At 66.1% G+C, this 10,383-nt stretch carries 12 protein-coding genes; 3 read left to right on the top strand and 9 right to left on the bottom strand.

Annotated elements, in window-relative coordinates; genetic code table 11:
- Positions 1–279: 279 nt before the first annotated feature.
- The 5 genes from Mlute_RS12190 to Mlute_RS12170 are packed head-to-tail and all read right to left on the bottom strand — an operon-like array spanning position 280 to position 5,048.
- Complete coding sequence (locus tag Mlute_RS12190) at positions 280–1,383, bottom strand: heparan-alpha-glucosaminide N-acetyltransferase domain-containing protein (protein WP_119360898.1); 1,104 nt, start codon at positions 1,381–1,383, stop codon at positions 280–282.
- 1 nt (position 1,384) lies between these two features.
- A complete protein-coding gene (locus tag Mlute_RS12185; protein WP_245958960.1) occupies positions 1,385–2,602 on the bottom strand; it encodes a polysaccharide deacetylase family protein in 1,218 nt (405 codons plus the stop codon).
- Positions 2,603–2,614: 12 nt separating this feature from the next.
- Entirely contained in the window at positions 2,615–3,649 is a 1,035-nt protein-coding gene (locus Mlute_RS12180) for a tetratricopeptide repeat protein (RefSeq protein WP_245958959.1), read from the bottom strand.
- A 48-nt stretch (positions 3,650–3,697) separates the two neighbouring features.
- Positions 3,698–4,669 (bottom strand): PIG-L deacetylase family protein, encoded by a 972-nt coding sequence (locus Mlute_RS12175; protein ID WP_119360896.1) that lies wholly within the window; start codon positions 4,667–4,669, stop codon positions 3,698–3,700.
- A gap of 4 nt (positions 4,670–4,673) precedes the next feature.
- Positions 4,674–5,048 (bottom strand): hypothetical protein, encoded by a 375-nt coding sequence (locus tag Mlute_RS12170; RefSeq protein ID WP_119360895.1) that lies wholly within the window; start codon positions 5,046–5,048, stop codon positions 4,674–4,676.
- Between the two features lie 209 nt (positions 5,049–5,257).
- Between Mlute_RS12170 and Mlute_RS12165 the strand changes: the two genes are divergently transcribed.
- The 3 genes from Mlute_RS12165 (at position 5,258) to bfr (ending at position 7,678) form a co-directional block, all read left to right on the top strand.
- Positions 5,258–6,529: a molybdopterin-dependent oxidoreductase gene (locus Mlute_RS12165; RefSeq protein ID WP_182482559.1), complete on the top strand. Its 1,272-nt coding sequence runs from the start codon at positions 5,258–5,260 to the stop codon at positions 6,527–6,529.
- 9 nt (positions 6,530–6,538) lie between these two features.
- Positions 6,539–6,955, top strand: a complete 417-nt coding sequence (locus Mlute_RS12160) for a cytochrome c (protein WP_119360893.1) — start codon at positions 6,539–6,541, stop codon at positions 6,953–6,955.
- Between the two features lie 252 nt (positions 6,956–7,207).
- Entirely contained in the window at positions 7,208–7,678 is a 471-nt protein-coding gene (gene bfr / locus Mlute_RS12155) for a bacterioferritin (RefSeq protein ID WP_119360892.1), read from the top strand.
- A 9-nt stretch (positions 7,679–7,687) separates the two neighbouring features.
- On the opposite strand, the gene Mlute_RS12150 is transcribed toward bfr, so the two are convergent.
- From Mlute_RS12150 to Mlute_RS12135, 4 genes are all read right to left on the bottom strand, one after another.
- On the bottom strand, positions 7,688–8,338 hold the full coding sequence (locus Mlute_RS12150; protein ID WP_119360891.1) for a 6-phosphogluconolactonase: 651 nt from the start codon (positions 8,336–8,338) through the stop codon (positions 7,688–7,690).
- Positions 8,335–9,237, bottom strand: coding sequence for a phosphogluconate dehydrogenase (NAD(+)-dependent, decarboxylating) (gnd, locus tag Mlute_RS12145; RefSeq protein ID WP_220452081.1), 903 nt, complete (start codon positions 9,235–9,237; stop codon positions 8,335–8,337). Before gnd ends, Mlute_RS12150 begins: the two co-directional genes overlap by 4 nt.
- Positions 9,238–9,245: 8 nt before the next feature.
- Complete coding sequence (locus Mlute_RS12140) at positions 9,246–9,605, bottom strand: DUF1634 domain-containing protein (RefSeq protein ID WP_119360890.1); 360 nt, start codon at positions 9,603–9,605, stop codon at positions 9,246–9,248.
- The coding region (locus Mlute_RS12135) for a sulfite exporter TauE/SafE family protein (protein WP_147371082.1) at positions 9,602–10,383 on the bottom strand (782 nt) is incomplete at its 5' end. The genes Mlute_RS12135 and Mlute_RS12140, both read right to left, overlap by 4 nt.

The following is a 10,383-nucleotide window of genomic DNA, read 5'->3' as shown; positions in this document are numbered from 1 at the left end:
CCATTCCCCGCCCACCCCCAGGGCTCGCCTCGAGTTAGCGAATGGTTAGCTTATGGGGCGGATACCGGCGGAACGAACCCTCACTTTACTAAGGGGAAGTGTCCTTATTTATGGGCAAATCGGAACGTAGTGGAGTGGAGAGGACCCAGGGGTAAGCTCCTCATAATCGTGGTGTCGGCGGTTCGAGTCCGCCCATAGCCACCAGGTTGAGAAAAAGCCCCGGTCAGAAAAGCCCGGGGCTTTTTTAGCGGGCCGCACAGGGTTGAGGGCGTTCTGGTGTTAGACCCGCCAGAGCCAGTCCCTACGGTAGAGCCAGAGCAAGACCAGCCACCAGAAGCCGATGAAACCTAGGGTGTAGGCCCAGCCCCCTACCCAGGGACCCAGGTTTGCTTTGAGGGACTCCAGAAACCAGCTTTGCAGGCTACTGCTGCCTACCTTCCAGTCCTGTAGCACCCAGACCTTGAAGAGGATGGGGGCTATATAGGCCAGAAGGGCGTTGCTCCCCGGTACTACCAACGGCAGAGCCCAGCCGGCTCCCAGCAGCCCTTCGGCCCAGACCATGAGCCCCAGGAGCAGGGCCCCGCTGCCTGTGCCCAGCAGGATGTAGGAGGGCGTCCAGTAGGGCTTGTTGAACTCGAGGTCGAGGCTCCAGACATACCCCAGCAGGCTTAGCCCCAACCCCAGCCCGCTCAGGTAGGCCCCTTTCTGCAGGGAAGAGAGGGGGCTACGCAGCAGGTCGCCCATGCCGCTCGCCAAGAGTACCAAGGCCGCGGTGGGGATGACCGAGGGGATGCCCCGCAGGCCCAAGGGGGCCAGGTAGTTTTGGTTGAGGTGGAACAGGAGGTTCTGCCCCTCCTCAAAGACTCCAGCTCCCGCCCCCGGCACCGGGACGAAGCGGATGGCTGCCCAGTAGCCCACCAGCAGCAGGGTGGCCAGGCCCCAACGGGCTGTTGGTGGGAGTGGGTAGAGCAGGGCCCCCACCCCATAGGCCAGGGCGATGAGCTGTAAAACCCCCAGGGCGAAAAGGGGGGTGTGGGCCACTGCGCTCACCAGGAACACCCCCAGCAGGAAGAGCACCAGGCTCCGCTTCAGTGCTTTGAGGACCCAGGCCCCATAGCCCAGCCCACGCCTGCGGCTCGAGGCCCAGGCGAAGGGGATGGAGGCGCCGGTAGCGAACAAGAACCAGGGAAAAACCAGGTCGGCCAGGTGTACCCCAGCCCCCCAGGGGGCGTGGGTGAGCTGAGGGGGGGTGGCGCTGTCTAGGGCAGCGTTGTTTACCAGGAGCATGAGCAGGATCGTGAGGCCCCGGAAGGCGTCCAGGACGATGGAACGAGCTCTGACCTGAGGGGCTGGGGTGGGCGTGGAAAGAGAGGACACGGCCATCTCACCACCCGGCCTGGTCGGAGAGGGTGGTGAGGGTGAGGCCCCGGGCCCGGGCCTTCTGGGCGATTTCTTCCAGGACGGGCAGGGTTTCCTGGGCGTTGTCGTGCAGCAGCACGATACCCCCGCGGCGCAGGTACCGCAAAGTACGGCTGGCAATGACCGCACTTCCGGGATTGTTGAAGTCGGCCGGGTCGTCGGTCCAGAAGGCGGTGGTAAGGCCTAGCTCGCGCGCCACCCGCAGCACCTGGGCGTTGTAGCGTCCGCCGGGCGGGCGGAAGAAGCGCACCTTCTGCCCGGTAAGGCGCTCGATGAGCTGGTTGGTGCGGGTCAGCTCATCCCTCACCACCTCCTCGGGCAGGCCCACCAGGCGCACGTGATGGTAGGTGTGGTTGGCCAGCTCGTGCCCGGCCTGGGCCAGGTCGCGCACGAAGTAGGGGTAGGCCTCGGCGTTACGCCCGATCAGGAAGAAGGTGGCCTTGACCCCTGCCCTACCTAGGGCCTCGAGCAGCAAAGGAGCGTACATGGGGTGCACCGCGTCATCGAAGGTGAGGGCCACCTTGCTCGAGCCGGGCGGGCCGTGGTAGTAAAGACCACTGCTGCGAAGGGGACCTTTTTGCTGGTGGGTTTCCTGTAGGGCCTGCTGGTCTTGCAACTCCTGAAGGCTGCCTTCGTAAGTCGGAACGGTTTCAGCCAGGCGGCTGGGCCTGCGGGTGGGCGGTAAAGGCTCGCTGGGGTTGAGCCAGAGGTGGTCGTAGAGGCCCAGGGCCTCCGGGCGCAGCCGCAAGAACTCCTCCAGCCGGGCTTTGGGCACCGAGGCGGTCAAAAGGGGCAGGGGCCCCCCAAAGCCTGCGTAGCCCTCGGCCTGGTAGAGGCTCACGTCCACCACCGCAAGGCTGCTGCGGGCGGCAAAGGCCCGCTGTACGAGCTGCTGGGCTAGGCTCAGAAGCCGGGTGGGCTGGCGCTCGCTTTGGGGCACCAGCAAAAGCCCGTGGGCGGCCTCGATATGGCCGTTGGAGAGGTAGACCAGCCGCCGCAAGCCGGGTAGGGGTGGGTTGAGTTGAATTTGCGGCAAAGGCGGCGCGGGGCGGAAGCCCGGGGCCACCGGCTGGGCTTCCCCTAGCGGCGCACCCTGTACCTTGGGCAGGGGTTCGGCCTCCGCCGGGCTGCGCCAGCAGCCCAGGAGGCCCAGCAACAGGAGGACTAAAATCCAGCGCTGCACACCCTCACCCCCCTAGGCCTCGGCCCACCGCTGGGCCTCCTGGGGCCCGGGGGGCACGTGGCCCTGGGCCAGGTAGAGTCGGTAGGCTCTTTGGAACTGCTTACGGGCAGCCTCGAGCCGCCCTTGCTTGCGGTAGACGTACCCCAGCCCATAGACCGCCAGGGGGTTCCTGGGCTGACGGACTATGGCCCGCTCCAGGAACCTGGCCGAGGCCTCGAGCCCCGCTGGGGTGCTGGGCCCGATGAACCCTCCGGGGGCCCGCTCGCCCCGGTAGTAGTCGAACTGCGAGCGCAGGAAGGCGGTATCCAGCGGCCGGGCTTGGCCCAGGGGCAGGGGCCTTCCATCGGCCAGGCGGGTGTACCCGCGAACCACCCCCTCGGGGCCAAAGCTCACCTCCACGAAGCGGTAGTCGCGGGCGCTTGCGTCCCAGAGGTAAAGCCCCGGGTGCCGCATGAAGGGGGTGGGGTCGGAGGCGTCTACCAACCGGTCTTGGCCATCCGAGCCCCGCAACAGGGCGACGGCGTGGCCCAGGTTGCTCTCCTGTCCCAAAGGGTTTTTCCAAACCATCGCCACCCCTGCCTCCAGCCCGGCCTCCTGCAACAGCCCGGCGATCAGCACCGACTGCAGCAGGCACTGCCGCTCGCCGAAGCGTACCGCATTGAAGAACTCAAAGCCGCGCTCCAGGCTAAACCTGGGGATGAGCGCCTTGACGGCCCGGTGGAGCCAGGCGGCGGTGGCCTCTTCCAGAGCCGCCCGCTTGCGGGGGTCGGGGGTGGCCTCGAGCCGGGCCCGGCGCTGGGCCAGGGCCTGCCTCAAGCTCTCCTGGTAGCGGGCTTGGTAGGCGGCCTCGAGCCACTCCCGGAAAGGCTTGGGCCCGGGGGTGGGGGCCAGGGCGTAGGAGTCGTCCAGGAAGCGGCCAAACACGATGGAGCGGTAGGGGTACTGGGGAAAGCCGGCTGGCCTGGCCCGTGCAGGGCTCCAAAGCACCAACCCTCCCAACAACCCCTGGAGAACCCGGCGGCGGGAGAAGCGGCGGAACATCCTCATAACGCTAGCGCAAACTTAGCCGGGGTGGGTAAAGCTTTGGTAAAAGCCCTAGCGCACCGGGTGATCCGAGGGTTCGGGCAGCGGCAGGGGGCTCAAAAGCTCGTTTTGCCGCACGAAGGCCTCCATGAAGCGCCCCAGGATGAGCATCTGGCTGTGGTGGGCCCGGGCCGCTTGGAGCTTGGCCTCAATCTGCTCGGGGCTCAGGTTCACCCGCTGCCAGGGCAGGCCCCGGCCCCGGGGTGGGGGCTCGAGGGGCAGGTTCTTGTGCAGCCCCTTGGGCAGGGGCCACTCCAGCCCCCCGTGCACAATCCAGAAACGGGCCTTGCCCAGCTCCTTGCGCTTGCCCAAGACCCGCAGGGTCAGGTCACCGGTGGCCCAGTGGTCGGGGTGGGCGTCCAGGGGACTTGGGGCCAGCACCACTGTAGGCCGGGTTTCCTCAAGCAACTTCTCTAGGTCGCGCTCGAGGTTCTCGCCGGTATAAGCCGCGCCGGGCGAAAGGGTGCCGGGGTAGGGCACCCGATCTACCCCGGTGTGGGGGGCGGTGAAGGGGAGGTAGTAGTAGTCAAGGAAAAGCCGCAAAAGCCCCTGGTCGGGGTAGCCCAAAAAGCGCAGGTGGGCCTGGGGAATCCCCAGTACCTCTGCGGCCGTGCGGGCTTCATTCATGCGCTGGCGGCCCAGCTCGAGCATAGCTGCATCCCCTGGGTCGGGGGTGCGCCGCAGGAGCACCGCGTCCCACTCAAATCCGTCGCCGCTGGTGAGCCAGGCCACATAGACCGCTGCCCCGGCGGCCACGGCCTGCTGGAGCATCCCGGCGCAGCACAGGGTTTCGTCGTCGGGATGGGGGGAGAGCAGGAGCACCCGGTCGGTGGCCGAGAAGGCCGGGGCCTGGGGCAGGGCCGCTACCCTGGGGGTGTAGCTGAGCTGGTAGAAGAGGGCGGTGAGGCCGGGCGCGTTGATGGCCAGGGCCAGCACCAGCAGAACCAGCAGCAGCCCGTAGCGCTTTTTGAACCGTCTGCGCACGGGACTATCGTACCGCCCGCAGGGGGTGGGCCTCGAGGGCCACAGGCTTAGAAATTGGCGGGTGGATGGGCTCGGCAGCCCGCTCGTAGGCATAGCGGATGCTCTGCCAAAGCGCCTCTTCGTCCTCTTCAGTGGGGTTGGCCAGACAGACCCAGCCGGGCTGGTGGGGGTGGGGCCGAACCGCCGGGGTGTGGAAGCGACAGCCAGGGTAGGGCGGCAGGCCATAGATGATCCCACCCGACTCCACCACCTCCAGGAATAGCGCGCCGGGCTTTTGGGGGGAGCCCCGGTAAAAGCGCTCGCTGGAGCCCTCTACCTCCGCCTGTACCTCTTTGAGGCTATGGGCCAGGTACAACAGGCGCTCGTTCAGGTCAAACATGCGGCCTCCTTTGGCCCAACTCTGCATCTGAGGGGTAAATGTGCCGTAAAAGTTGGTAAAGAAGACACAAGGCTTTTACCCAGCCTTTACCTTTTGCGCCTAGGCTTTCCCCAACAGAAAGGAGGTGACCTCAAGACCAGAAAGTTGGGCTTTTCGGCCGTAGGGAAACGCTATGCACTATGCAGGAGGTTTGAAGGATGGACAATCCCATGCAGCGTAGAACCTTTTTGAGCAGGGCTATAGGGGTGCTGGCTGCGGCGGGGGCGCTGCCGCTGGTGAAGGCGCAGACCTCGAGCCAGGCTTCGGAAGCCCTGCCCAGCTTTACCGGCCCTCAGGCCAATCCCTACTGGAACGGGGTCAACCCCTTCGTGGTCTACCCCCAGAAGCTGCCCCTGTTGCGCCTGACCGACCGGGGCATCCAGCTCGAGACCCCCAGGCAGTACTTCCGCACAGCCTTTACCCCCAACGAAGCCTTCTTTGTGCGCTACCACCTCGACCTGATTCCCAACAGCATAGACCTCTCGAGCTGGCGGCTGCACATTGAGGGCAACGTGGAGAAGCCCCTCACCCTTTCCATGCAGGACCTGCTGACCCGCTTCAAGCCGGTTTCCGTAGCTGCGGTGAACCAGTGCTCGGGCAACTCCCGCAGCCGCTTCCAGCCCCGTGTAGCTGGGGGGCAGTGGGGCAACGGGGCCATGGGCAACGCCCTGTGGACGGGGGTACGGCTGATGGATCTGCTGCAAGAGGCCGGGGTCAAGCCAGGCACCGTGCAGCTCCAGTTCCAAGGCCTGGAGCGGGGGCCAGGCCCCGAGGGTAAAGGCTCTAACGCTTTCATGAAATCGCTTGACTGGAACGATCCGGTGCTGCAGGAGTGCGTCATAGCCTACCAGATGAACGGCGAGCCGCTGCCCATGCTCAACGGCTTTCCGGTGCGATTGGTGGTGCCGGGCAAGTTCTCCACCTACTGGATGAAGCACCTGACCTGGATTCGGGCCCTCACCCAGCCCGACGACAACTTCTGGATGGCCATTGCCTACCGTATCCCCGACACCCCCCGGGGCAATACCACCCCGGCGGACGTGGCGGCGGGCAAGGTCAAGACCGTGCCCATTGGCAACGTGAACATGCCGGTGCGCTCGTTTATCGTGGATCCGGACGGCTCGAGCAAGCTGGTGGTGGGTCTGCCGGTGGAGATCCGCGGGGTGGCCTTCAGTGGGTATGGTCGGGTGACCAGGGTGGAGGTTTCGCTGGACGGGGGCAAGACCTGGCGGGTGGCCCAGCTCGGCGAGTACTACGGCCCCTACTCCTTCCGCACCTGGAGCTTCCAGTGGAAACCCACCCAGCCCGGCCGCTACACCCTGGCGGTGCGGGCCACCGACGAGAAGGGCAACGTGCAGCCTGATGAGCCGGTCTGGAACCCCGGCGGCTACCTCTGGAACCGCATTGAGCGGCAGGATGTGGTGGTGGGCACGGCCAGCTAGGAGGAGAGCATGAAACGCTACTACTGGATGCTATTGGTGCTTCTGGGGGTCTGGGTGCTCGCCCAGGACTCGAGCCTCCCCGGGGTCAAGGAAGCAGGGAGCTACACCCAGGGCAGCCTGGGGCAGGTGTTGCAGCCGCTTCCAGTTACCAACGCCCAGCCGGACGGGGTCTACGGCGTGGGGGCTTGGCCGCTTTACACCCCCGAGCTGGCCGATGGGCCGGGAAAGGAGCTGGTAATGGGCTACTGCCAGGTCTGCCACAGCGCCACCTACATCACCATGCAGCCGCCCCTGCCTGCGGCCACTTGGGAGGCCGAGGTACAGAAGATGATCAAAACCTTTGGGGCCCAGATTCCCGACGAGGCCGCCAAGCAGATCACAGCGTATTTGCAGGCCCATTACACCCCAGAGACCCGCAAACCGTAAACTGTATTTGAACCATAGGGGTGTGGGGCGGCAGTCCCCGGCCAAAGCGCTCCACCTTGGCCGGGGAAGGATAGCCCCACCAGGGCAAAGCCCTGTATAATACTCTCGTGGGTCATCCCTGGAACGGGGATGCGCGTAAAGGGAGCCGCAAGCGAGTGCCCCACACACGTCAAAGCTTGTGAGGATGGTCGCGCGAAACTCCAACCAAACGCAGTTGGTTGCGAGTAGTTCATCCGCAGGTAAGAGGTGCGTATGCAAGGGAACCCCAAGGTTATAGAGCAGCTCAACCACCGGCTTTCCGAGGAACTGGCCGCCATCATGCAGTACATGGTGCATGCCGAGATGTGCGAGAACTGGGGGTACCCCAAGCTGGCCAAGCACCTCGAGGCCACCGCCCGTACCGAGATGCGCCACGCCGAGACCCTGATCAAGCGCATCCTCTTCCTGGAGGGCACCCCCAACGTGGCCAAGCTGGGTGAGGTTCGCATCGGGGCCAACGTTCCCGATATCGTGCTCAATGACTACGATGGGGAGTTGTTGGGGGTGCGGGGCTACAACCAGACCATGGCCCTGGCCGCCGAAGTCGGCGACAACGGCACCCGCGAGATTCTGGCCCGCATCCTGGAGCAGGAGGAAGCCCACATAGACTGGCTCGAGGCCCAGCGCAGCCTGATTGAGCAGATGGGGTTGCCCAACTACCTGCTGGCCCAGGCCGAGGAGTGAGGGGGCTCCCTAACCCAGGCTCGGTAAAGCGGCCCGGTCGCACAGAAAAAGTCGTTGGGGTGCCGCAATATGGTTGGGAGGAAGGGGTTCCCCGCGGAGCACCCGCTCCAGGGCCTCACGCTTCTCGGCCCCGGTCACCACGAAGACCAGCAGGCTGGTCTGGGCTAGGGCCTTAGGGGTTAGGGTCACCCGTTGGGGCGGGGGCTTGGGGGCACGGTAAACCGGGGCTACCAAGGCTTCTACCCCCAGAGGATGCCCCGGGAATAGGCTGGCGGTATGCCCATCCTCCCCCAACCCCAGCACCACCACCGCAAAAGGGAGGAGTGCTGTCACCACCCCCTCCATCTGCGCAGCGGCCAGGGCGGGCCCCCGCTCGGCAGGAAAGCGGTGTAGCCGAACCTCAGGCTGCCCCAGGGCCAGCCCTATTTGCCGGTCGTTGCGCTCGGGGGACTCGGGCTCCAGGCAGCGTTCGTCGGAGGGTATCAACTCAATTGCTTTCCAGGGCAAGCTCCGCCGGCCCAGCAGGCGGTAAGCCGGCAGTGGCGTCTGGCCCCCGGCCAGCACGGCCCGCCCGCCCTGCCGCAGCCGCTCGGCCAGCAGGCCGGCCAGGGCCTGGGCGACCCCCTGGGCGTCGGGGAGGGTCTCTAGGCGGGTGCTCATGCCGGCCTTTCCACTGCGTGGCCGCCAAACATGCGGCGCATCAGGGCCAGCAGCCGCCGGTCGTAGCCCTCTTTGTCCTGGCTTTCAAAGCGGGAAAAGAGGGCCTGGGCGATGACCGGTACGCCCACCCCCAGCTCCACTGCCTCCTGCACCGTCCAACGCCCCTCGCCGGAGTCCGCCACCACCGGGGCAATCTCCTTTAGCTCGGGGTCTTCGGCCAGGCCTTGGGCCACCAGGTCAAGCAGCCAGCTCCGGATGACCGTACCGTGCCGCCAAGCCTGGGTGAGGGCGGCCAGGTCAATCTGGAACTCGCGCTTCTTTTGCAGCAGGTGCAGTCCCTCGGCCAGGGCCTGCATCATGCCGTACTCGATGCCGTTGTGCACCATCTTGGCGAAGTGGCCCGCTCCCACCGGCCCCACGTGCACCCAGCCGCTGTCCGGGGAGGGGGCCAGGGCCTCCAGAAAAGGCCGCAGGCGGGAGGCCACTTCTGCGGGCCCCCCCACCATCAGACCATAGCCTTCCTCGAGGCCCCACACCCCGCCCGAGACCCCCACATCGGCGAAGAGCAGCCCCCTTTCGGCCAGCCAGGCCGCACGGCGCTGGCTGTCTTTGTAGTAGGCATTCCCCCCATCCACCAGCAGGTCGCCCGGCGCGAGGAGGATAGCCAGCGCTTCGAGGGTTTTCTCGGTGGCCTCCCCGGCGGGGAGCATCAGCCAGACCAGGCGGGGCGGGGAGAGCAGGCTCACCAGGTGCTCGAGGGTGTCCGCTGCAACCAGCTCTGCCGCCCGAGCCGCCTGGGGGTTTTGGTCAAAGCCCACCACCTGGAAACCCTTTCGCTGCAGTCGGCGGGCCATGGCCCCGCCCATCCGCCCAAGACCGACCATTCCAATCTCCTGCATACTTCCTCCTAGTGGGCCATGCTGTAGAGCAAGACCCCCAGCACCCAGAGCGTAATCCCTACAAAGACCCCATCGCGCTGCCGGGCAAAGAGCACCACCGAGAGGGCCACTCGCAGTACGGGGGTGAGCACCAAGAGCAGGAGGCCCAGCTGAATCAGGTGCTTGGGCTGGGCTGCAACAGCTCCCTGTAGGACGCCCATCAGTGAGCGCAAAGAGACGGGCTCCCCTCGGAAGACCGAGTAGTCCACGGCCTGACTGGCGTGGCTGGCGAGTTCCAAAAGACCCCCCACCAAGACCACCACCCCGGCCGCCAAGACCCCCAGCCGCAACAGATTCCCCAGCAGAAGCTCCATCGCCCGATCGTTCATAGCCCTCCCCGCAGGCCCTGGTAGATCATCTGCACCCCCAGCAGGGCGATGACCCCCACGAACAACAGCCGCAGCCGGGCCGGCGTGGCCTGGGTCAGGATGCGGGCCCCCAGCAGCGAGCCCAGAAGCACGCCCAGCATGACTGGCATGGCCAGTAGGGGGTCGATATAGCCCCGGCTCAGATAGACCCCCGCGCTGGCTACCGCGGTCACCCCGATCATAAAGTTGGAGGTGGTGGTGGAGACCTTGTAGGGCAGGCCCATCACCTTGTCCATGGCCAGCACCTTCACCGCCCCCGAGCCGATGCCCAAAAGCCCCGAGAGCATCCCGGCCACCCCCATCAGGCCGAAGCCGCCCAGCACGCGGTGCACCCTGTAGGGCCGGGGGCCCTGTGGGGTGGGGTAGGCGCCCTCCAGCCGCAGGCGCAGCGCCAGGGGATCGGAGGGCCTGAGGTTAGGTTGTTCGTCCTTATGGCGATCCTGGAAGCCCTGGTAGGCCGAGTACAAGAGCACCAGGCCAAAGAGGGTGGCGATCCAGCTTTTGGGGAGAACCCCCACCAGATAGGCCCCCAGCAGGGCCCCCAGGGTGGTGGCCACTTCTAGAAACATCCCGATGCGTAGGTTGGAGTACCCCTCCCGCACATAAGCCGATGCGGCCCCGCTCGAGGTCGCAATCACCGAGACCAGCGAGGCCCCCAGGGCGTAGTGCAGGTCTACCTTGAAGCCGAGCGTCAGCAAGGGCACCAAAATCACCCCGCCCCCCAGCCCGGTGAGGGCCC

This window comes from Meiothermus luteus, from assembly GCF_003574085.1.
Taxonomy (GTDB): domain Bacteria; phylum Deinococcota; class Deinococci; order Deinococcales; family Thermaceae; genus Meiothermus; species Meiothermus luteus.
The sequence above is the reverse complement of the archived record's forward strand: the minus strand, read 5'-3'. Positions and strand labels throughout refer to the sequence as shown.

Coding starts and splice junctions, on each gene's coding strand:
- Mlute_RS12190 (WP_119360898.1), bottom strand. CDS start 1,383: ATGGCCGTGTCCTCTCTTTCCACGCCCACCCCAGCCCCTCAGGTCAGA.
- Mlute_RS12180 (WP_245958959.1), bottom strand. CDS start 3,649: ATGAGGATGTTCCGCCGCTTCTCCCGCCGCCGGGTTCTCCAGGGGTTG.
- Mlute_RS12170 (WP_119360895.1), bottom strand. CDS start 5,048: ATGTTTGACCTGAACGAGCGCCTGTTGTACCTGGCCCATAGCCTCAAA.
- Mlute_RS12165 (WP_182482559.1), top strand. CDS start 5,258: ATGCAGCGTAGAACCTTTTTGAGCAGGGCTATAGGGGTGCTGGCTGCG.
- Mlute_RS12160 (WP_119360893.1), top strand. CDS start 6,539: ATGAAACGCTACTACTGGATGCTATTGGTGCTTCTGGGGGTCTGGGTG.
- bfr (WP_119360892.1), top strand. CDS start 7,208: ATGCAAGGGAACCCCAAGGTTATAGAGCAGCTCAACCACCGGCTTTCC.
- Mlute_RS12150 (WP_119360891.1), bottom strand. CDS start 8,338: ATGAGCACCCGCCTAGAGACCCTCCCCGACGCCCAGGGGGTCGCCCAG.
- gnd (WP_220452081.1), bottom strand. CDS start 9,237: ATGCAGGAGATTGGAATGGTCGGTCTTGGGCGGATGGGCGGGGCCATG.
- Mlute_RS12140 (WP_119360890.1), bottom strand. CDS start 9,605: ATGAACGATCGGGCGATGGAGCTTCTGCTGGGGAATCTGTTGCGGCTG.